The following is a 20,096-nucleotide window of genomic DNA, read 5'->3' as shown; positions in this document are numbered from 1 at the left end:
TTTTGTCGGAGCCCTCCCCTAGGGTCATGCACGTGGCAAAGACGAAGGAAGATGCGTGGGTCTGCACCGAGTGCGGCTGGACCTCGGTGCGCTGGGTGGGCAAGTGCGGCGAGTGCCAGGCCTGGGGCAGCGTGGCGGAACGAGGCGCGCCCAAACTTGCCGAGGTCACCTCGCAGGTGCCGGTCGCGAAGGCGGTTCCCATCGGCCAGGTTCCCTTGAACACCACCACGCGACGGTTGACCGGCATCGGCGAGCTGGACCGGGTCCTGGGTGGGGGTCTGGTGCCCGGTGTGGTGGCCCTGTTGGCCGGTGAGCCGGGGGTCGGCAAGTCGACCCTGCTGCTGGAGGTCGCGGCCAAGTGGGCAGCCAGCGGTGAGCGCACCCTGTACGTCACCGGTGAGGAGTCCGCGGCGCAGGTACGGCTGCGGGCGGGGCGGACGAATGCCTTGGCCGACGAGCTCTTCCTGGCGGCGGAGAATGACCTGGGCACCGTGCTGGGCCACATCGAGGAGGTGGAACCCAGCCTGCTGGTGCTCGACTCCGTGCAGACGGTCGGGACGGCCCAGGCCGATGGCGCACCGGGCGGAGTCAGCCAGGTGCGTGAGGTGACCGCTGCCCTGGTCCGGGTGGCCAAGCGCCGCGGGATGGCCGTGGTGATCGTCGGCCATGTCACCAAGGACGGCAACATCGCGGGTCCCCGTACCATGGAGCACCTGGTGGACGTGGTGCTGAACTTCGAGGGCGATCGCCACTCCGGCTTCCGCATGGTGCGCGCGGCCAAGAACAGGTTCGGCCCCGCAGACGAAGTGGGCTGTTTCGAGATGAGCGAGAAGGGCATCGTGGAGGTGCCGGACCCGTCGGGGCTGTTCACCACCCATCACGAGGAGCCGGTCCCTGGCACTTGCGTCACGGTGACCATGGAGGGTCGCCGACCGCTGCTGGCAGAGGTGCAGGCGCTGGTGGCGCCGTCTCCGAACGAGAAGAATCCCCGCCGCACCACCAATGGTGTGGAGAGCTCCCGGGTGGCGATGATCCTGGCGGTGCTGGAGACGAAGGCCCGCATCGGCCTGTCCTCCAAGGATGTCTACGTCGCCACCGTCGGCGGGGCCAAGGTGGCCGATCCCTGTGCTGACCTGGCGATCGCGGTGGCGGTGGCTTCCGGTCAGCTCGGGGTCAACTTCCCCAAGCGGGTGCTCGCGGTCGGCGAGGTGGGCCTGGCCGGTGATCTGCGCCGCACCCCGGGCCTGGAACGTCGCCTGCAGGAGGCCGGTCGGCTGGGATTCGAGCTGGCCATCGTCCCGGCCAGGTCGCGAGACACCACGCAGAAGGTGCCGAATCTGGGTGGCCTGAAGGTGGTGGAGGTGGCCAATGTGGTCGAGGCCCTGGCGGTGCTGGGGCTGAAGCGTCAGCCGCGGGGCTGACACTCGGGGGGGCCGACCAGCGCCAAACCCCAGCGCCCCGAGAACCCAAAGGCCCGGAGAAACCAAAGGCCCTGGGAACCCAAGCGCCCCTGGGAACCCAACCGGCCCGCCACTGTGGCGGTGGCGGGCCGATCGATGAGTCCTGCTGCGACCAGCAGGGGTTCTGGTGGGATCAGTTGGCACTGATCCGTTCGGTGTGCACGCGTTCCGGGGCGACGCCGGCGGTGGTGGTGACCTCTTCCAACGCCGTCACCATCCCGGGCGGGCCGCACACGTAGATGTCGGGCACCTGCTCCTCGTCGTCGATACTGCCCAGACCGTTGCGGAGAACGTCGACGGCGGAGCCCTCCACGTACTCGAACCGCTCATCCTGGGCGGTGACGTCGCCGTCGGGATGCCAGACAGCGACCGTGACGGACAGCTCCGGCATCTGGTCAACCAGTTCGCCGATCTCGTCAGCGCCAAAGAGGTCGGCGGCGGTGTTGACGCCCAGCACCAGTCGGGTCTCCTGTGGGTCGCCCCACTCGGCCATCCGACGCAGCATGCTGAGCAGCGGCGCCAGGCCGCAGCCACCGCCGATGAACCAGCGCGGCCGCATTCCGTTCTCCTCCAGCCCGAAGGTGCCTTGTGGCCCCACCAGCTCCAGCACGTCACCCTCGCGGGCCTGCTGGTCCAGATAGGTGGAGAACAGGCCACCCTCCCGGATGTGGATGAGGAACTCGAGCGTGCCGTCCCAGTTGGAGACATTGCTCATCGAATACGCCCGCAGGTCTGCCCGTCCCGGAACCCGCAGCTGCATGTACTGCCCCGCCTCGAACTCGGCGGCCGATCCGGTCACCTCGTCCTCCACCAGGGTCATCGTGAGCTTCACGATGTGCGCAGTGAGCCGCTCAATGCTGGTGATGACGGCCTCGCGCTCAGCGGGGGCCTGCTCGATCAGCCGCGACGAGTCAAAGGGCAGCACCACGTCCAGGTCGCTGGTGGGCTCGGCGCAGCACATCAGGGCCGACCCCTCCGGGGCGCTGGATCCCAGCGCGTCGTCCTCGAAGGGGCGCAGCGTGTACTCACCCGCGGTGACCTGCGCCACGCAGGTACCACAGGTTCCCTTCCCGCACAGCGAGGGCAGGATGATGTCGGCCTGTTTGGCGGCCTCCACCACGGACTGGCCTGCCTCGGCCGTCACGACGCGTTCGTCACCGTCGGTGGTGACCAACCGCACCTGGCAACTCATGCGCCCGCCATCGCCAGCTGGAGGTCCTCGGTGGGATCGCCCAGCGGCTTGAGCGCGAACTTCTCCACCAGAACGTCGACGACGGCCGGGGTGAGGAAGGCCGGCAGCGTCGGGCCCAGACGGATGTGCTTGATGTCCAGGGCCAGCAGGGTGAGCAGCACGGCGGCGGCCTTCTGCTCGAACCAACTGATGAACAGGCTCAGCGGCAGGTCATTGACGCCGCAGTCGAAGGCCTCGGCGAGGGCCAGGGCGATCTTGACGGCGGTGAAGGAGTCATTGCACTGGCCCACGTCGAGCAGGCGCGGCAGGCCGGCCACCGTGCCGTAATCCTTGCCGTTGACCCGGAACTTGTTGCAGCCCATGGTCAGCAGGATGGTGTCGTCGCCGGACTTCTCGGCGATCTCGGTGTAGTAGTTGCGCCCGGGCTTGGCTCCGTCGCAGCCACCGATCACCAGGAAGCGGCTGATGTCGCCGGCCTTGACGGCCTCGACGATGGCGTCCGCGTGGGACAGAACGGAGTCGTGACCGAAGCCGACGGTGATGGTGCGTTCGGGATCGGTAACGGTGAAACCGGGCAGGGCCTGCGCGGCCTTGACCACCAGCGCGAGGTCCTTGTGCTCCAGGTGACGCACACCGGGCCAGCCGACCGGCCCCATGGTGAAGATGCGGTTGCGATAGGCGGGCTGGGGTTCGATCAGGCAGTTCGACGTCATCACGATCGGACCGGGGAAGGCGGCGAACTCGTCGTGCTGGTTCTGCCAGGCACTGCCGAAGTTCCCGGCCAGGTGCGGGTACTTCTTCAGGCCCGGGTAGCCGTGCGCGGGCAGCATCTCACCGTGGGTGTAGACATTGATGCCCGTGTCCTGGGTGGCCTCGAGGATGCCGACGAGGTCGCCCAGGTCGTGACCGCTCACCAGGATCGCCTTGCCCTCGACGGGGGTCACGCGCACCTGGGTGGGGACGGGAGTGCCGAAGACGCCGGTGTTGGCGGCGTCCAGCATCTCCATCACCTTGAAGTTGAGCTGGCCGATCTCCAGCGCGTGGGCCAGCAGCGTGTCGAGGTCCGTGGCCGGGTCCCCCAGGAAGGCCAGCGCCTTCTCGATGCCCGCGTCGGTCTCGTCGGTGCGATAGCCCAGCACGTGCGCGTGGTGCGCATAGGCGCACAGTCCCTTGAGGCCGTAGAGGTTCAGGTTGCGCACACCGGTGACGTCGGCTCCCAGCACGTCGATGTTGGCGTCGACGCGCACTTCGGGAGCCTGGCGCAGCAGCGCGGCCATGCCGGTGGCGGGGACGAACTGGGCGGCACCGCTCAGCTCGACGGGCTCGTCTCCTGCCTCGACGCAGGCTGCCTCGTAGGCCTGCTTCATCTCGTCACGCAGTGCGGCTGCCTCGACGATCATCTTCTGGAAGCTGGTGGCGTTGAAGTTCACATTGGTGAGCGTCGTGAAGACCCAGTAGGAGGCCTTGTGGGCGTAGGACTCGTCGGCCCGCCCCAGCTCGCGCAGCTTGACGGCGTACTGGCCGATGCCCTCGCAGAGGGTCACCAGGATGTCCTGGAGGGTCGCTGTGCGGTCGTCCTTGCCGCAGTTGCCCTTGAGCGAGTGGCAGCCCAGCAGCAGGTTGTCACTCCGGTCGGTCTGTTCGCACTGGTAGCAGAACATGGTCACCCCAATCTGGTCGAAGGCCGCGAGCGCCATGAGTGGTGGGTGGGCGCTGGCGAGAACACACGAAGATATTTCATGGAATATCTCGTGTTAATACTCTCACGCTTTTTCTCCACACCGTCAAGGAAGGTGAGCCTTCACCACCACCACGGACACCGGCGCGCCACGTGCGGGCCAGCAGAGTGACTAGGATCGCGGCCATGGCCGTTCACTCCCCCCACGACGCCCAGGCCCGCACCCGCAGATTCCAGGCCTTGCTCGCCCCCGGCACACCACTGCGCGAGGGCCTCGAACGCATCCAACACGGCCGCACCGGCGCCCTCGTGGTGCTGGGGAACAGCCCGCGCGTCGAGCAGATCTCCACCGGTGGTTTCGCCCTTGACGTGCAGTACACCCCCACCGCACTGCGTGAGCTCGCCAAGATGGACGGCGGCATCGTCGTCTCCTCGGACTTCGAGCGCATCCTCGCGGCCGGGGTCCACTTCGTCCCCGACGGGAACCTGCCCACCGTCGAGACCGGCACCCGCCACCGCACCGCGGACCGCATCTCCCGCCAGACGGGCATGCCCGTCGTCACCGTCTCCGCGTCGATGTCCACCATTGCCCTGTTCATGGACGGCCAGCGGCACGCGATCGAGACCTCCGAACGCATCCTCTCGCGTGCCAACCAGGCCTTGGCCACGCTCACCCGCTACCGGGAGCGCCTACTGGAGACCACTCGCACCCTGTCAGCGCTGGAGGTGCATGACCAGGTGACGGTCAAGGACGTTGCCCTGGTGGCCCAGCGGGTGGAGATGATCCGACGCCTGGACCGTGAGATGCGCGTCTACGTGGCAGCGCTGGGCGTCGACGGCCGCCTGCTGGAGATGCAGCTGCACGAGCTCACCCACGGCGTCGACGACCTGGCCACACTGCTGGAACTGGACTACAGCCCGGAGGGTGAGCTGGAGCGAGGATTCCGCGTCGGCGCCCTGGAGTCCCTCACATCCGGTGAGTTGCTGGAGCCGCACACGGTGGCCACGACGATGGGCTTCACCGACGAGATGCACCTGGAGACCCATCTGGAACCCCGCGGCCACCGCCAGATTGCCCAGCTGGACCGGATTCCCAGCAGTCTGGGCCGGCGACTCGTCGAGCACTTCGGCAACCTGCAGAACCTGTTCAGCGCCCGCACTGCCGATCTGCTGGCCGTGGACGGTGTCGGTGAGGGCCGAGCCCGGCTGGTCCGCGACGGACTGGCCCGGCTGGCGGAATCCGCCTACAACGACCGCCTGGACTGACCCCTGACCGCCCTCGGGGCTCCAATCAGGCAACCACCCCACCGAGTGGTGGCATCAATTCCCCGGCCCGACAGGCCATCTCCGAGCGAATGGCCCCCAGGACTTCGCGGGCGCCCGGACGACGCAACTTTGCGGGCGCCAGCGAAGCGACATAGGTGAGCCGTGGCCGGACGAGTTCAGGCAGCACCGGCACCAGCTCCGGATGCCGCTGGGCGACGAATCGAGGCAGGAGCCCGAGCCCCGCGCCAGCCCGGGTGGCCTCCAGCTGACAGAAGACGCTGGTGGAGCCGATCGCCACCGAGTGGGGTGGAAGATCGGCCAGGTCCTCGACCTTCACGAGCCCTTCGATGTAGTAGACCAAGGGGTGTTCGGCCAGGTCGGCCATTCCGGACGGAACCCCACAGCGGGCCAGGTGCCCGGCCGTGGCGTAGAGGCCAAGGCAATAGTCCCCCAGCTCCACGATGCCGTCACGCCGTGCAGCAGAACGCGCCAGGCCGATCTCCACGTCGGCCGAATTTCCCTGGATCAGCGGGCGCGTGGCGGCGGTGATCTCCACGTGCAGTCCGGGGTGTTGGCGCCGGACGGCGGCGACGGCCGGCGCAATGAAGCACGCCGCGAAGGCCTCCGGCCCGGACACCCGGACCAAGCCCACCAGGGAGCCGTCCCCCGACGCCGTGGCCCGCGCCTGCACCAAGGAGCGTTCGATCTGCTCGGCCGCGGTGAGCAGCGATCGGCCGCGTTCGGTCAGATAGGTGCCGCGCGGCCCACTCGCCAGCACCGCGGCACCCACGTCGCGCTCCAGACCCTGCAATCGACGAGCCACGGTTGCGTGGTTCACGCCCAGCGCCTGGGCTGCGCCGCTCAGGGTTCCGGCCCTTGCCACTTCGAGGAGAATCACCAGGTCGTCGGCCCTCATGTCCGCATCCTGCTCCAGTTGTGCATTCCTGCACAACCCCGGTGCGAGACTGGCCATTGCCATCCCCCGCCTCGGAAACGACGATAGCCAGCATTCGCGACCAACAGCCAACGAAGGGGTTGAGCACATGCGTATCGCTTGGATCGGACTTGGGAACATGGGTGAGCCGATGGCCGGCCGACTCGTGGCCGCAGGACATGAGGTGACCGGCTTCGACCTCTCGGAGGACGCCCGCGGCCGCGCCGAGGCATTGGGGGTACGCACCGCCACCAGCGCTGCCGACGCCGTTGTCGACGCGGAGTTGGTCTTCACCATGCTGCCGAACGGACAGTTGGTCCGTCGCGTCCTGACCGACGGCGTCCTCGACACCGCGCCGTCCGACGCGATCTTCGTCGACAGCTCCACCACTGATGTCGCGGACGCCGTGGCCAATCACGAGCTCGTCACCGCCACCGGCCGTCGTTTCCTGGACGCGCCGGTTTCCGGAGGCGTCTCCGGCGCCGACGCCGGCACCCTCACCTTCATGCTGGGCAGCACCGAGGAGGAGGCCGCGGACATTGCCGACGTCATCGGCGTGATGGCCGGGACCATCTTCCACCTGGGCCGCCCGGGCCTCGGCCAGGCCGCCAAGATCGTGAACAACATGATGTTGGGCATCGCACTGGCCGGAACCTGCGAGGGTGCGGTCCTGGCCGAACGACTCGGACTCGACGCGAAGCAGTTCCAGGCACTGGCCAAGGTCTCCTCCGGCGACAGCTGGGCCCTGCGCACCTGGTACCCGATCCCGGGCGTCGTGGACACAGCTGCCTCGAACCGTGACTTCCAGGGAGGTTTCTCCGTGGACCTCATCAAGAAGGACCTGGGGCTTGCCCTGGCAGCTGGCGAGGCCACCGGAACGCCCCTGCCGCACGCCCAGGCCGTCGCCGAGTCCATGGCGGCATTGAGCGAAACCGGCCACGGGGTGCGCGACTGCTCCATCCTGGTCCGCACCATCGACGGTTCCCTGTCCGACGACACCTCGAACGCTTGATCCCGCAAGGCTCGGACGAATGGACCTGACATGACCCTCGGCCTGCTCGGCATCATCGTCTCTCTGGTGGTGCTCATCGCCCTCGCCTATCGCGGGGTGTCCGTGGTGATCGCCGCCCCCATCTGCGCCTTCTTCGCCATGGCCATGTCGGGAGCGCCGCTTCTCGCCGGCTACACGGAGATCTTCATGCCGGCCTTGGGCAATTTCGTGAAGAGCTACTTCCCGCTGTTCGCCACCGGAGCCATCTTCGGCGCCCTGATGACGGCAGCGGGTTATGCCAAGGCCATTGCCGAAATGCTGGCCCGCACCTTCGGCGCGCGCCACGCATTGGTGGCCACCGCCCTGACCTCCGGACTGCTGACCTACGGTGGAATCTCCACCTTCGTGGTGGTTTTCGTGATGTTCCCCCTGGCACTGGAGCTCTTCCGCGCGGCGGACATCCCGCGCCGACTGATGCCCGCGGCCATCGCCGTCGGCAGCCTGACCTTCACCATGACGGCACTGCCGGGCAGCCCGCAGATCCAGAACATCATCCCCGGCAACGCCTTCGAGACCACGGCCTTCGCCGCTCCCGGGCTCGGCCTGATCGGAGCCGCCCTGATGCTGGGCGGCTCGCTGGCCTGGCTCACCTTTCGCCGCAGGCAGTTGGCGAACCGGGGCGAGCACTTCGCCGGTATGAAGACCAGCGATGGTGACCAGCGCGTCGACGAGCACTCCGAGGTGAGCAGGGAATCCACGGAGGCGCTCCTGACCCCAGCCCACCCCGCACTGGCCTTCATCCCGCTGGCCGCGATGTTCCTGGTCAACCTGGCCTGCACACTGTGGATCCTGCCCGCACGAGACTGGTCCTTCCTGGAGAACGATCCCTACAAGGGTGCGACGCTGGGCAACCGGATCGCGGTCTGGTCAGCACTGGTGGCCATGCTCGCGGCGGTGCTCTCCGTGCTGTTGTTGAACATCAAGCACCTGGGGCTGTTGTGGGAGATCATGGGCAAGAGCGTCAGCAATGCCTTCATCCCGATCCTGTCCACCGCCTCCGAGGTGGGCTATGGCGCCGTCATCGCCAGCGCGGCCGCCTTCGCGATCATCCGCGACGGCATCATCAACGTGAGTGGCCATGCGCTGATCGCCTCGGCCGTCTCCACGTCCGTGGTCTGCGGCATCACGGGCTCGGCCTCCGGGGGCATGACCATTGCACTGAACGCGATGGGCGACGAGCTGAAGCGAATGGCACTTGAGCAGGGCGTCAGCCTGGAGGCCATGCACCGCATCACGGCCATGGCCTCTGGCGGACTGGACTCCATGCCGCACAACGGAGCGGTGATCACTCTGCTGCTGGTGTGTGGCCTCACCCACCGCGAGTCCTACCAGGACGTGTTCATGGTGACCCTGGTCATCCCGGTGCTCACGGTGATCACCCTGATCCCGATCGCCATCACCTTCGGTTCCTTCTGAGGCCGGCTCAGCCGCGCAGGGTGATCACCTGCGTGGCGCTGGCTCCCCCACCCACCTGCACCGTGGCGCGGTAGGTGCCCGGCTTCAGCGCGTCGGGCCGCAGCGTGCAGTCCTTGGCGGAGCGCTTGCCGGGCCAGGTGGCCGAGGTCTGCCACTGCGCGCCGGATGCGATCCGGGCGCCACCCTTGGGCGCCCATGCCGGGCAGTGTTCCGTGGTCCAGATCCGGTCACTGCCCGAGGTCACGACGAGGCTGATCGGCGTGCTCTGCGCATCCAGGATGCAGTCGGGGCCGGAATTCTTGACGCTGATGGCGAGCTTGGAAGCGGAACCAGTCTTCTGCACTCGCTCGCCGGAGACGGTCACCCCCAGTGCGTTCGCCGCGCAGGTGGTGACCGACGGGCTGGGGCTCGGCGTGGAACTCACACTGGGTGTCGGGGTGGAGCTCGCGCTGGCGCTGGCCTCCGGGCTGACGCTCGCCGAGCGGGAGGAGGCGGGGCTCTCGCTGCTTACCGGGCTGGAGCTCGCCGACGGACTGGGGCTGGCCGAGGGACTCATCCCCGCACTTGCCAGGGAGGTCGGGTTCTGGGGGGTGGCCTGAACCGGACCGTCGTCACCGCCACCGAAGAGCCCGGACAGGGCCCACCAGATGAGGGCCAGGGAGACCAGCGCCGCGCCCAGGACAATGGCGCGGCGCACCCAGTACGTGTTCTCGGATTCCGGGCCAGTGGGGCGAATCAGCGAGTTCATGTCTAGATGTTAGGAGCCGCCGCTTTCCTTTGCAGGCCCACACGCCGCCCCTGTCCACCCGTCGACCCGTCTGGCTAGGCTGGCGCGGTGGATTCGACGAGGGACGAGCGGCGCGAGGCCGTACGACGGGTCTGTGACTGGTTCCTGGAACACCGCCGTGACCTGCCCTGGCGGCGCACCACTCCGTGGGGGGTGATGGTCAGCGAGTTCATGCTGCAGCAGACGCCCGTGCAGCGCGTCCTTGGGCCATGGCAGGAGTGGATGACCCGCTGGCCGGAGCCCGACGACCTGGCCGCCGAACCGCCGGGCGCGGCGGTGGCCGCCTGGGGTCGGCTGGGCTACCCCCGACGCGCCCAGCGCCTGCACCGCGCGGCGACGGTGATCAGCGAACAGCACGGAGGCCGGGTGCCGGCCACCCAGGAGGAGCTGCGGGCGCTGCCAGGAGTGGGCCAGTACACGGCCGCCGCAATCTTCTCCTTCGCCTTCGGCGGGCGGGCCGTCGTGCTCGACACCAACATCCGTCGCGTCCTGCACCGCCTGGACAAGGGTGAGCAGTATCCACCGGTCTCCGCCACTGCCCGCGAATGGCGTGAGGCCGAGGACTGGCTGCCCGAGGATCCGGCCCAGGCGGCCCTGTGGGCGGCTGCCTCCATGGAACTCGGGGCGCTGGTCTGCACCGCCCGCAACCCCCGCTGCGACGACTGCCCCGTGCGCGATCTGTGCACCTGGCGCGCCCTGGGACACCCGGAGCACGACGGCCCACCCCGCCGCGGACAGGCCTGGCACGGGACGGACCGCCAGTGTCGCGGCGTGCTGCTCGACCTGGTACGGCAGAACCCGGATGGCGTCACCGTGGAGCTGGCGCTGGACGCCTGGGCCGACCGCGGGCAGGCCGAACGCAGCCTGGCCGGATTGCTGGCCGACGAGTTGGTCCGTCGGGATGGTGAGCTGCTCACCCTGTGATTCACCCCGTGATCACCGGCCCCTGCCCCCCGGGCCATCTCCCCGCATCCGCCGAGATCTGTCAGGCACCCCCTCCCGCCCCGGGGTCGCACCTGCTAGGTTGTTCGGCAGCACACGGGAGTCCGGAGCACCGGGCTGAGAGGAAGGCGCAGAACCTTCGACCGTCGAACCTGATCTGGGTCATGCCAGCGCAGGGAGGCCTCTAGCGGCAGCCGAGGGCCGGCTGTCACCCGTGCCCATTCGCTCTGGAGGGCACACAGCATGAGCACCATCACCGAAGACCTCACCCGCCCCGCCGCAGGCAATGGCTGGCGCGTCGTCGACATCGTCGTCGCAGCCGTCCTGGGCGTCGCCGTCGGCCTGGTCTTCTGGGCGTACAACAACACCATCGCCAATTTCTGGGGACCGATCGACGCGGTGCTGCCGGGCCTGGCCGGGCTGATCGCCGGCATCTGGTTCCTGGGAGGGCCTCTCGGCGGCCTGATCATCCGCAAGCCGGGCGCCGCCCTGCTCGTCGAGATGCTCGCCGCCACCGTCTCCGTCCTGCCCGGCAACAAGTGGGGCATCACCACGCTCTACTCCGGCTTCGCCCAAGGCTTGGGTGCCGAGCTGGTCTTCGCCGTCATGGCCTACCGCAAGTGGAATCCCCTCATCGCCGTGGTCGCGGGGATCGGCGGCGCCGTGGGCGCCTGGGTCAACGAGTACATCTTGGGCAACCACGCCATGAGCGCCACCTTCAACATCACCTACCTGATCTGCCTGGTGGTCTCCGGCGCCGTGCTGGCCGGGCTGCTGGCCTGGGCGCTGATGCGTGCGCTGGCCGGCGCTGGCGCCCTGGACCGCTTCGCCGCGGGCCGCGACCGGCGCTGACCGGGAGCAGAAGCGATGCTCGTCGCCCACGAATGGGGCTGGCGGCACGCCGGCCGCGAGGAGTGGGCGGTGCGCGGTGCCGACTTCACGATCCAGCAGGGTGAGCGAGTCCTCCTGCTGGGGCCTTCCGGCGCCGGGAAGTCCACGCTGCTGCACGCACTGGCAGGTGTTCTGGGCGGCGCCGAGGAAGGCACCGAGGCCGGTCAGCTGCTGGTGGACGGCCGCCATCCGACGCGGTGCCGCGGCCAGGTCGGGCTGGTTCTGCAGGACCCGGAATCGCAGGTGGTGCTGGCACGCGTGGGCGACGACGTCGCCTTCGGCGCCGAGAACCTGGGGGTTCCCCGGGACGAGATCTGGCGACGGGTCCGGGAGGCCCTGGACGCCGTTGGGCTGGATGTCAGCCTGGACCGGCCCACCACCGCCCTGTCCGGTGGCCAGAAGCAGCGCCTGGCGATCGCCGGAGCCCTCGCCATGCAGGCCAAGGTGCTCCTGATGGATGAGCCCACCGCCAACCTGGATCCCGAAGGCGCCCGGGAGGTCCGCGACGTGGTCGCTCGTCTGGTCCGAGAGCACGGCACCACCCTGGTGGTCGTCGAGCACCGAGTGGAGCTGTGGGCCAGCGTGGTGGACCGTGTGCTGGTGCTCTCCCCCGGCGGGGGGCTGCTGGCCGATGGCCCCCCTGACGAGGTCTTCCGGGATCACCGCGAAGCGTTGCTCAGCGCCGGCGTCTGGGTGCCGGGCACCGGCCTGCCGGAAGCTATCGCCACCGTCCCGCAGACGGCGGATGCCGCTTCGGCCGAGCCCGTGCTGCACACCGAAGAGCTCGTGATCGGCCACTCCCCCGACCATCCGGTGCAGCACGGCCTGGAGCTGTCCATCCCCGCAGCCCGGTCGACGATGGTCACGGGCGCCAATGGCGCTGGCAAATCCACCTTCGCCCTCACCCTGGCCGGACTGCTGCCTGCCCTGGACGGCCGGGTGGTGGCCCGTCGCGACCTGTGGCCGGCCGCCACCATCACCCGCGGCCGTTGGCGACGCCGGGCCCTGGACCCCGCGAACCCAGTGAACTGGCCGTCGCGCAGGCTGCTGACCAGGATCGGCACCGTCTTCCAGGAACCCGAGCACCAGTTCGTCACCAACTCGGTGCGTGCCGAGCTGGCGCTCGGACTGCAGACCCTGGCTGCCCACGATGACCACTGGACCGGGGCAAGGATCGACGAGCGGGTGGAGGAACTGCTTCACCTGCTGCACCTGCAGCGCGTCCGCGAGGCCAACCCGTTCACCCTCTCGGGAGGCGAGAAGCGTCGTCTCAGTGTCGGCACGGTGCTGGCCACAGGCCCGCGGGTGATCTTCCTGGACGAACCCACTTTTGGGCAGGACCGCAACACATGGCTGGACATGGTGCAGCTGGTTCGCTCCATGGTGGGCGAGGGCCGGTCCGTGGTCAGCATCACCCACGACGCAGACCTGGTACGGACCCTGGGTCAGCACCGGATCGAGCTCCAGGCCCTCCCGACGCCAGGAGCAGCCGCATGACCGCCGTCGCCGACCCGGCGCGCACACGACCCGCGGGCGCGTCCCCACCGGTCCGGCGGCGGACAACCCTCGACCGGATCAATCCCGCCACGCGGCTGGTGCTGGCCGTGCTGCTCAGCATCCCACTGATCATCACGCTCGACTGGCTCAGCGCCAGCGTGGCGCTGCTGTTGGAACTGGTGGTCTTCAGCGCCTGCGGCTTCTCCCCGCTGCGCATGGTGCGGCGCCTGCTGCCCCTGTTCGTCGTCGCCCCGCTGAGCGCCCTGAGCATGTTGCTCTACGGCCAGAGCGGGGGCCGCATCTGGTGGCAGTGGGGTCCGATCGTGGTCAGCGACAATTCAGCGATGCTGTCCGTAGCCCTGTTCATCCGCATCTTCGCGCTCGCCCTGCCCGCCGTGATGCTGTTCGCGGACATCGACGCGACGCGGATGGCCGACGGTCTGTCCCAGGTCCTGCGGCTCCCCTCCCGCTTCGTGCTGGGCAGCCTGGCCGGCTTCCGGATGTTGGCGCTGTTCATGGATGACTGGCGTTCACTCGGGCAGGCGCGGCGCGCCCGTGGTCTGGGAGATGCAGGGCGCCTGCGCCGTTGGGCGATGATGAGTTTCTCCCTGCTCGTGCTGGCCATCCGTCGGGGCTCCAGGCTGGCGACAGCCATGGAGGCGAAGGGTTTTGGCGGCCCCGTGCAGCGCACCTGGGCCCGCCCGTCGACGGTGGGTTGGGCTGATGTGGTGGCCGTGATGGTCAGCCTCCTGATCGGGATTGCCGCCGTCGGGGCTGCATGGCAGATGGGGACCCTGTGGACCGTGTGGCAGTGACGCACGACCGGCTGGCGAGGGATCTCGCCTCCGCCCGGAGTTCGCTGCGCAGGGTCCTCGTCGACGGAGGTTCCGGCGCCGGGAAGACGACCTTCGCCCGCAGCCTTCGCGATGGCTGGGAAGAGCTGTGCGGCGAGCAGGTCCAACTGGTCAGCCTGGACGACTGCTATCCCGGGTGGCACGGGCTCGCCGCCGGCTCGAGGGCCGTGCACGAGACGATGCTCCGTCCGGTCAGCCCTGGTTACCGGCGCTGGGACTGGGTGGCGAATCGCCCGGGGGAATGGGTGACTTTGGATCCCGACCTTCCCCTGGTGGTGGAGGGCTGCGGTGCCCTGACCCAGGAGTCCGCACCGTTGGCGGGACTGAGGCTCTGGTTGGCGCTGGACGAGCCCCACCGCAGGGCCAGGGCACTGGGCCGTGACGGCGAGAGCTATGCGCCCTGGTGGGAGATCTGGGCCCGGCAGGAGCGGATCCACTGGGATCGCAATCATCCTTGGGATCTGGCCGATTTCATCATCCCCGTCCAGGCGGCAGAACCTGACGAGGCGCTTAACCCAGCCTGAAGATGGGCTTGACGAACTTCAGTTGTTAAAGCTGCACCGCTTTAGCGCCCACTCAAGCCAGCAATTTCTTTACTGGTTACCAATTCACAACCTCCGCGAAAGTGAACCAACCAGTGCAAAGACCATGATCGCTCCTGAAGGCCACGTGCACGCTCCCCCCAAGCTGTCGTACCTTTCCTGTGCGGTCGCCGATCGGCCGCAACGCAGATGGGGATCTGCGACCTCGGGGGGGAACCTATTGAGTAGTCAGGACCCCCAACATGATCAAGTCCTTCCTTCGCTGGACCGTCGCCCTGGTGATGGCAGTCGGTCTCGCAGTGATGGCGCCGGGTCAGGCCCAGGCCGCCCCGAACGCCGCAAAGTGCCGCATCGTGAAGTCGAACACGGTCGGTGGCATGAACTGGACTCGCCTCAAGGTGAAGCGCGTCTGCACTGACAAGCTGAAGTCGGGCACGTCCGGAACCGCCTACCTCGCCAAGCGTTCCATCCAGGTGAACTTCAACAACCAGCGCACCACCACCAAGCAGGTGGAGAAGGCCACGGTGCACGAGCTGGCCCACCACGTCGAGTTCCGCACGAGCAATGCCCAGCGCGCCAAGCTGTACAAGCACCTGGGGCTCAAGAACCCCAAGGGCAACTACTTCGCCATCAATGACCGCTACTACTACAACGGTTCGATGGCCCGCTGGAAGCAGTCCCCCCGCGAGCGTCTGGCCGAGTCCGTGGTCAACTGCACCTACGGCACTCCGAACCACAAGGGCATGAAGCTCGTTCCCAAGAACAAGTGCAAGGTCTTCATGAAGGACTTCAAGCAGTCCCTGGCCGTGGCCCGCTGACCCACTGGAAGCAGCTCCTGACTCCTTCCAGGTCAGCCCCCTCGGTCCATCCCGGACGCGCAGAACCCCTAGTCTCGGGGACATGCAGCTGGACGCACTCTCCGCCATCCACCGCGCCAGGCAGTTGGTACAGGCCCGCTCCGGGCGAGTCATCGTGGGGATCGCCGGCGCCCCCGGGGCCGGCAAATCGCACCTGGCCGAGGAGATCCGTCGTGCCATTCCCGGCACCGTTGTGGTGGGGATGGACGGATTCCACCTGGCACACAGCGTGCTCCTTGAGCGTGGTCGAGCCGAGGCCAAGGGTGCCCCGGAGACCTTCGACGCCCACGGCTATGTCGCCCTCCTGGAACGCATCCGGGCGCACGGACCAGACCCCGTGTGGGCACCGGAATTCCGACGCGACGTGGAGGATGCCATCGCGGGCGCCGTGGAGGTGCCGGCCAGCGCGCGGCTCGTGGTGACCGAGGGCAACTACCTGTTGCTGCCGCAGGCGCCCTGGTCCCGGATCCCTGCACTGTGCGACGAGGTGTGGTTCGTGGCACCCGACGAGCAGGTGCGCGTGCAGCAACTCATCCGTCGCCACGTCGAGCATGGCCGCGATGAGGAGACTGCCCGGGCCCGTGCGCTGACCGGGACCGATGGCGTCAATGCGAAGCTGGTGCAGGCCACCGGCCACCGGGCCGACGCACAGGTCCGCCGCTGAGACGGTTGCTCACCACGCGGCGGGAGCTGCGGAATCGGTGGCAAGCCGCCCAGGACGGCCGATCCACCACAGCAGACCCGCCGCCCACAGGTGCACAGGCAAGGCCAACAGCCCCACGATGCGGCGAGCCGTCACCAGCGCTGCCGAGCGGCCAGTGTCAGCGAACCATGCTCCAGCGCCAAAGGACAGGTCCACCAGCAGGAAGAGCAGGGAGAGCACCGCGAGCCGACGAAGCCAATAGGCCGTAGTGGGATCGCCGTGGGCGATGGCCTCGCCGGCCAGCCCGGTGAGCACCAGCCAGGCCACGCCCACCCAGGCCATCGTCGTACCCAGTTCACCCAGCACCCGCGCCCAGGCCATCGGCTCCTCGCTGAAGTACAGCGCCTGGCGCAGCCCGGAACAGGCCAGAGCCAGACTGCAGGCCACCTGGGCCCACAGGAAGGTCGGACTCCGTCTCCCCATGTCCACGAGGGCAACCAGGGCCACCCCCCAACCAATCACGTCGGGCAGCAGGTCAAGGCCGTTGAGCTGGGGGTCGAGCACCACCAGGAGCAGCCCCCAGGCCAGCAGCCGCGTCGTCATGGCCATGAGCCTAGCGAGCGATCCGTCCGGCGGGGAGCTCGAAGCCATTCCGCATCTGGTACAGGTCAACTTCGTGCATCCGTTTGCCTCCGGTCCCCCAGCACCGTAGAACTGCGTCGTGAGCCAAGACCGCAATCTGATCAGCGTCCCAGGAACCGATCGCACCTTCCATCGCTACAAGATCCTGGCTGTGCTGCTGGTGCCGTTGTCCATGAGCCTGATCGCCATCAGCTCCATCAATGTGGCCCTGTCCAGCATCGGTGTGGGGCTCGGCGCCTCGTCGACGGACCTGCAATGGGTGCTGTCCGGCTATGCACTGGCCTTCGGCGTCTGCCTCGTCCCCGCAGGCCGGCTTGGCGATGTGATGGGGCGCGGAACGCTGCACATCATCGGCCTGGCCCTGTTCACGCTGGGTTCGCTGGCCTGCGGTCTGGCCACTGACCCGCTGGTGCTCAACCTCGCCCGTGTCATCCAGGGCGTCGGTGCGGGTCTGTTCAACCCCCAGACGATGGGGATGATCCAGCAGTACTTCAGCGGTCAGGGACGTGCCAAGGCGTTCAGCCTGTTCGGCATGGTCGTCTCCGTCTCCGTGGCCATCGGCCCCGTCTTTGCCGGCACCATCATCCGCCTGCTGGGGCCCGCTGCCGGCTGGCGCTGGTCCTTCCTGGCGATCGTGCCGATGGGCGTCGTCGGCATCGTGCTGGCGTTGTGGTGGCTCCCCTTCGAGACCGAAAGAGCGCGCCGGGCCGCCAGCCGGAATGCCGACGTGAAGATGCCGGAGCGCAAGAAGCTCGATCTGGATCCAGTAGGGGCCCTGCTGCTCACGGGTGCGATCCTGGGCATCATGATGCCCTTCACCCTCAAGGGCAATCCCAGCTTCTGGCTGTTGCTTCCCGCCGCACTGGTGCTGCTGTTGATCTGGGTGCGCTGGGAGGGCCGGTACAAGCGTCGCGGCGGAGAGCCAATGGTTGATCTGGCTCTCTTCCGCTACAGCTCCTTCACCCTCGGCACGATGACCTCCACCTTCCAGTTCCTGGGTTCCACCTCCATCTTCGTCACGGTGGCCATGTTCCTGCAGACCGGACTGCACGCCTCCGCCTTCGCCGCCGGTCTGATCGGCCTGCCCAATGCGCTGGCCTCAGCGTGGGCTGCCATGTGGTCCGGGCGACGGGCCCTGCGGATGGGGCGCCCGATCGTCATCGGCTCCCTGTTGCTGATGGTGGCCTCCCTGCTGGCCAGCATCGTCGTCGTGTGGGCCGTGGGTCGGTTCGGCCTCAGCTTCTGGTGGCTCCTGCTCACGCTCGGCACCCTTGGCCTGGGGATGGGAGCCATCGGCTCCGCAAACCAGACCCTCACGATGCAGAATGTCCCGATCCATGCGGGTGGCACGGCTGGTGGCGTCAAGTCCGCCGCGGAACGAACGGCCACCGCGATCGGAAATGCCATGATCACCGCGGTCTACTTCGGAGTGACGGCTGCCAAGGGGCCGACGGCGGGATTCATGGCGGCCTACCTCGTGATCTGCGCGATCCTGCTCACGGCGGCGGCCGTTGCCATCCGAGACCGCAAGATCAACGGCAACGGCACCAGCCTGCACTGAGCGGGGAGATGGCCCGCCAGGAGGTCACACCAGCGCGTACTTGGCCACCAGGGCCAACACCAGGACAGCCGCCACGACGCCGATCCACGGCCAGGTGCGGTTGGGCAGTCCGCGACGGGTCTGGCGCACCGCCCGCATCATCAGCTGCGCCGTCACCAGACCGGTCAGGAAGCCACCCAGGTGGGCCTGCCAGGCGATGCCCGGGAGTGTGAAGGAGATCACGGCATTGATCAGCAGCACGCCCCACATCGAGCGCGACGAGGCGCCAACGTGGCGGTACATCGGCAGCAGTGCCCCGAACAGTCCGAAGACCGCCCCCGAGGCGCCGACCACGCCCTTGTACCAGTTGATCCCCACCGGGTTGGCGACCGTCGGGGGCATCGCCAGAAGGATGTAGCCGACGCTGCCGCCCAGCGCGCTCAGCAGGTACAGGGCCGCGAACCGCGGGCGCCCCAGCGCCAGCTCCATCCACCGGCCCACCGACCACAGAGCGAACATGTTGAACAGGATGTGCATCGGGGTCAGGGCGTGGGCGAAGGCAGAGGTTATCAAGCGCCACGGCTGGGTCTGCCCCAAATGGGCGCTCAGCGCCACCTGCTCGTAGAAGCCGGGCAGGGTCAGCTCGGCCAGCCACACGGCGGCACACAGGGCGATGATGGTGTAGGTCACCACGGCCAGCTGGGGTCGGCGCGGGCGCTGCTGCTGGGGGGAGGCAGAAGGCCACTGGACGGTCACCCCGCCACCCTAGACAGGACATCCCAAGAGATTGCTGTGGGTCACGCACCCCACACCCCCGGCTAGGGTGTTGCGAACACCACCACCAAGGAGGCACGTGCCCGGTACAGCCAGCCCATTCGTCGCCCGTCACATCGATGACGCGACCCTGCGTCGCATGCTCCGGCACGCCTACGGCACCGAACTGGCGCCCCGGGGTGATGGCTTCGCGACGCCGCTGCAGCACGGCTGGGGCAATACGCTGTATCGCGCCGAGCTCGCCAATGGGCAGCGGGTGGTCGTCAAGGTGGCCCCGCCACCTGAGATGCCCGTGCTGACCCATGAGGTGGACATGATGCGCGCGGAAGTGGAGGCACTGCTGACCATTGCCGAGCACACCACCGTCCCGGTCCCCGGGATGCACCATCACGACGACAGCCACGAGCTCATCGATGCGGAATGGTTCTCCATGTCGTGGCTGGGCGAGACCACCTTGGCCGATGTGGCCGAAGACCTGCCCGCCGAGGATCTCGTCGGGCTCCAACGACGCGTCGGGGCGGCCAATCGTGAACTGAACAGCATCAGCGGTGACGGCTTCGGGCGCTTCCTCCAGCCCACACTCGATTCGTGGCAGGACGCGTTCAGCGGCATCTTCGAGGACGCCCTGGCCGATGGCCAACGCCTCGGGGTGGACCTCGGCATGCCCTACGAACGAGTCCACCACCTCTATCTGCAGCACAGCTCGATCCTGGACGTCGTCACCGAGCCCGTCTTCTGCGAATGGGATCTGTGGCCCAGTGACGTGGTGGTGGAGAATGGGGAGGTTGTCGGATTGATCGACCACGAGCGTGCCTTCTGGGGCGACCCCCTGATGGAGGCCATCTTTGCGGGATGCACGGATCCCACGCTGGGCCCCGCCGACGAGTTCCTCACTGGCTACGGTCGCGGCCCCTTGGATCCCGCTGAAAGGGACCGGCGGCTGGTCTACGACCTCTTCCTGCGGCTGGTGCGGGCCATCATTCCCACCAGCCGGGGCCTCCGGGATCCAGCCGTCCACGAACGGACCCGTCGGGAACTGGACGCGGGGGGGGGGGGGGGGGGGGGGGGGGGGGGGGGGGGGGGGGGGGGGGGGGGGGGGGGGGGGGGGGGCGGGGGGGGGGGGGGGGGGG

At 68.3% G+C, this 20,096-nt stretch carries 19 protein-coding genes and 1 riboswitch; of the genes, 13 read left to right on the top strand and 6 right to left on the bottom strand.

Going from position 1 to position 20,096, the window contains the following annotated elements:
* Nucleotides 1-26 precede the first annotated feature (26 nt).
* On the top strand, nt 27-1,421 hold the full coding sequence (gene radA / locus ACTQ49_RS12145) for a DNA repair protein RadA (protein WP_441828104.1): 1,395 nt from the start codon (nt 27-29) through the stop codon (nt 1,419-1,421).
* A 172-nt stretch (nt 1,422-1,593) separates the two neighbouring features.
* Here radA and ACTQ49_RS12140 read toward each other — a convergent pair whose 3' ends face one another.
* Nucleotides 1,594-2,652 carry an FAD-binding oxidoreductase gene (locus ACTQ49_RS12140; RefSeq protein ID WP_441828103.1) on the bottom strand — a complete coding sequence of 353 codons (1,059 nt, stop codon included), beginning with the start codon at nt 2,650-2,652 and terminating at the stop codon, nt 1,594-1,596.
* A complete protein-coding gene (gene hcp / locus ACTQ49_RS12135; RefSeq protein WP_441828102.1) occupies nt 2,649-4,349 on the bottom strand; it encodes a hydroxylamine reductase in 1,701 nt (566 codons plus the stop codon). The genes ACTQ49_RS12140 and hcp overlap by 4 nt, the downstream gene beginning before the upstream one ends.
* Nucleotides 4,350-4,516: 167 nt before the next feature.
* Between hcp and disA the strand changes: the two genes are divergently transcribed.
* Nucleotides 4,517-5,596, top strand: coding sequence for a DNA integrity scanning diadenylate cyclase DisA (disA, locus tag ACTQ49_RS12130; RefSeq protein ID WP_441828101.1), 1,080 nt, complete (start codon nt 4,517-4,519; stop codon nt 5,594-5,596).
* A 25-nt stretch (nt 5,597-5,621) separates the two neighbouring features.
* On the opposite strand, the gene ACTQ49_RS12125 is transcribed toward disA, so the two are convergent.
* Nucleotides 5,622-6,512 carry a LysR family transcriptional regulator gene (locus ACTQ49_RS12125; RefSeq protein WP_441828100.1) on the bottom strand — a complete coding sequence of 297 codons (891 nt, stop codon included), beginning with the start codon at nt 6,510-6,512 and terminating at the stop codon, nt 5,622-5,624.
* Here ACTQ49_RS12125 and mmsB point away from each other — a divergent pair.
* The gene (gene mmsB / locus ACTQ49_RS12120; RefSeq protein ID WP_441828099.1) at nt 6,511-7,542 is read left to right on the top strand and encodes a 3-hydroxyisobutyrate dehydrogenase; all 1,032 of its coding nucleotides are present in this window, start codon (nt 6,511-6,513) and stop codon (nt 7,540-7,542) included. The genes ACTQ49_RS12125 and mmsB overlap by 2 nt on opposite strands.
* A gap of 30 nt (nt 7,543-7,572) precedes the next feature.
* Complete coding sequence (locus tag ACTQ49_RS12115; protein ID WP_441828098.1) at nt 7,573-8,997, top strand: GntP family permease; 1,425 nt, start codon at nt 7,573-7,575, stop codon at nt 8,995-8,997.
* 7 nt (nt 8,998-9,004) lie between these two features.
* Here ACTQ49_RS12115 and ACTQ49_RS12110 read toward each other — a convergent pair whose 3' ends face one another.
* On the bottom strand, nt 9,005-9,745 hold the full coding sequence (locus tag ACTQ49_RS12110) for a hypothetical protein (RefSeq protein ID WP_441828097.1): 741 nt from the start codon (nt 9,743-9,745) through the stop codon (nt 9,005-9,007).
* 87 nt (nt 9,746-9,832) lie between these two features.
* Between ACTQ49_RS12110 and ACTQ49_RS12105 the strand changes: the two genes are divergently transcribed.
* From ACTQ49_RS12105 to ACTQ49_RS12075, 7 genes are all read left to right on the top strand, one after another.
* Complete coding sequence (locus ACTQ49_RS12105; RefSeq protein ID WP_441828096.1) at nt 9,833-10,708, top strand: A/G-specific adenine glycosylase; 876 nt, start codon at nt 9,833-9,835, stop codon at nt 10,706-10,708.
* Nucleotides 10,709-10,812: 104 nt separating this feature from the next.
* A riboswitch (TPP riboswitch) is annotated at nt 10,813-10,922 on the top strand.
* Nucleotides 10,923-10,969: 47 nt separating this feature from the next.
* The gene (locus ACTQ49_RS12100; protein ID WP_441828095.1) at nt 10,970-11,578 is read left to right on the top strand and encodes an ECF transporter S component; all 609 of its coding nucleotides are present in this window, start codon (nt 10,970-10,972) and stop codon (nt 11,576-11,578) included.
* 15 nt (nt 11,579-11,593) lie between these two features.
* A complete protein-coding gene (locus ACTQ49_RS12095) occupies nt 11,594-13,114 on the top strand; it encodes an ABC transporter ATP-binding protein (RefSeq protein ID WP_441828094.1) in 1,521 nt (506 codons plus the stop codon).
* On the top strand, nt 13,111-13,929 hold the full coding sequence (locus ACTQ49_RS12090; protein ID WP_441828093.1) for an energy-coupling factor transporter transmembrane component T family protein: 819 nt from the start codon (nt 13,111-13,113) through the stop codon (nt 13,927-13,929). Before ACTQ49_RS12095 ends, ACTQ49_RS12090 begins: the two co-directional genes overlap by 4 nt.
* Nucleotides 13,926-14,492 carry a cobalt ABC transporter gene (locus ACTQ49_RS12085; protein ID WP_441828092.1) on the top strand — a complete coding sequence of 189 codons (567 nt, stop codon included), beginning with the start codon at nt 13,926-13,928 and terminating at the stop codon, nt 14,490-14,492. Before ACTQ49_RS12090 ends, ACTQ49_RS12085 begins: the two co-directional genes overlap by 4 nt.
* A 260-nt stretch (nt 14,493-14,752) precedes the next feature.
* Complete coding sequence (locus ACTQ49_RS12080; protein ID WP_441828091.1) at nt 14,753-15,328, top strand: hypothetical protein; 576 nt, start codon at nt 14,753-14,755, stop codon at nt 15,326-15,328.
* Between the two features lie 82 nt (nt 15,329-15,410).
* Nucleotides 15,411-16,031 (top strand): nucleoside/nucleotide kinase family protein, encoded by a 621-nt coding sequence (locus ACTQ49_RS12075; RefSeq protein ID WP_441828090.1) that lies wholly within the window; start codon nt 15,411-15,413, stop codon nt 16,029-16,031.
* A gap of 9 nt (nt 16,032-16,040) precedes the next feature.
* Here the strand turns inward: ACTQ49_RS12075 and ACTQ49_RS12070 are convergent, their stop codons facing one another.
* On the bottom strand, nt 16,041-16,613 hold the full coding sequence (locus tag ACTQ49_RS12070) for a hypothetical protein (protein WP_441828089.1): 573 nt from the start codon (nt 16,611-16,613) through the stop codon (nt 16,041-16,043).
* A 118-nt stretch (nt 16,614-16,731) separates the two neighbouring features.
* Between ACTQ49_RS12070 and ACTQ49_RS12065 the strand changes: the two genes are divergently transcribed.
* Nucleotides 16,732-18,213, top strand: a complete 1,482-nt coding sequence (locus ACTQ49_RS12065; RefSeq protein WP_441828088.1) for an MFS transporter — start codon at nt 16,732-16,734, stop codon at nt 18,211-18,213.
* Nucleotides 18,214-18,237: 24 nt separating this feature from the next.
* On the opposite strand, the gene ACTQ49_RS12060 is transcribed toward ACTQ49_RS12065, so the two are convergent.
* The gene (locus ACTQ49_RS12060) at nt 18,238-18,948 is read right to left on the bottom strand and encodes a rhomboid family intramembrane serine protease (protein WP_441828087.1); all 711 of its coding nucleotides are present in this window, start codon (nt 18,946-18,948) and stop codon (nt 18,238-18,240) included.
* Nucleotides 18,949-19,045: 97 nt separating this feature from the next.
* On the opposite strand from ACTQ49_RS12060, the gene ACTQ49_RS12055 reads away from it, so the two are divergent.
* On the top strand, nt 19,046-20,096 hold a 1,051-nt coding region (locus tag ACTQ49_RS12055), incomplete at its 3' end, for a phosphotransferase family protein (RefSeq protein ID WP_441828086.1).

The sequence above is a fragment of the Luteococcus sp. Sow4_B9 genome, from assembly GCF_052116585.1.
GTDB lineage: Bacteria > Actinomycetota > Actinomycetes > Propionibacteriales > Propionibacteriaceae > Luteococcus.
This window is presented reverse-complemented; position numbering and strand designations above follow the sequence as displayed.

Excerpts from the sequence above, each read along its gene's own strand:
- ACTQ49_RS12070 (WP_441828089.1), bottom strand. The coding sequence starts at position 16,613 with ATGACGACGCGGCTGCTGGCCTGGGGGCTGCTCCTGGTGGTGCTCGAC.
- hcp (WP_441828102.1), bottom strand. The coding sequence starts at position 4,349 with ATGGCGCTCGCGGCCTTCGACCAGATTGGGGTGACCATGTTCTGCTAC.
- mmsB (WP_441828099.1), top strand. The coding sequence starts at position 6,511 with ATGTCCGCATCCTGCTCCAGTTGTGCATTCCTGCACAACCCCGGTGCG.
- ACTQ49_RS12125 (WP_441828100.1), bottom strand. The coding sequence starts at position 6,512 with ATGAGGGCCGACGACCTGGTGATTCTCCTCGAAGTGGCAAGGGCCGGA.
- ACTQ49_RS12090 (WP_441828093.1), top strand. The coding sequence starts at position 13,111 with ATGACCGCCGTCGCCGACCCGGCGCGCACACGACCCGCGGGCGCGTCC.
- radA (WP_441828104.1), top strand. The coding sequence starts at position 27 with ATGCACGTGGCAAAGACGAAGGAAGATGCGTGGGTCTGCACCGAGTGC.
- ACTQ49_RS12140 (WP_441828103.1), bottom strand. The coding sequence starts at position 2,652 with ATGAGTTGCCAGGTGCGGTTGGTCACCACCGACGGTGACGAACGCGTC.
- ACTQ49_RS12080 (WP_441828091.1), top strand. The coding sequence starts at position 14,753 with ATGATCAAGTCCTTCCTTCGCTGGACCGTCGCCCTGGTGATGGCAGTC.
- ACTQ49_RS12110 (WP_441828097.1), bottom strand. The coding sequence starts at position 9,745 with ATGAACTCGCTGATTCGCCCCACTGGCCCGGAATCCGAGAACACGTAC.
- ACTQ49_RS12075 (WP_441828090.1), top strand. The coding sequence starts at position 15,411 with ATGCAGCTGGACGCACTCTCCGCCATCCACCGCGCCAGGCAGTTGGTA.
- ACTQ49_RS12115 (WP_441828098.1), top strand. The coding sequence starts at position 7,573 with ATGACCCTCGGCCTGCTCGGCATCATCGTCTCTCTGGTGGTGCTCATC.
- ACTQ49_RS12100 (WP_441828095.1), top strand. The coding sequence starts at position 10,970 with ATGAGCACCATCACCGAAGACCTCACCCGCCCCGCCGCAGGCAATGGC.
- ACTQ49_RS12095 (WP_441828094.1), top strand. The coding sequence starts at position 11,594 with ATGCTCGTCGCCCACGAATGGGGCTGGCGGCACGCCGGCCGCGAGGAG.
- disA (WP_441828101.1), top strand. The coding sequence starts at position 4,517 with ATGGCCGTTCACTCCCCCCACGACGCCCAGGCCCGCACCCGCAGATTC.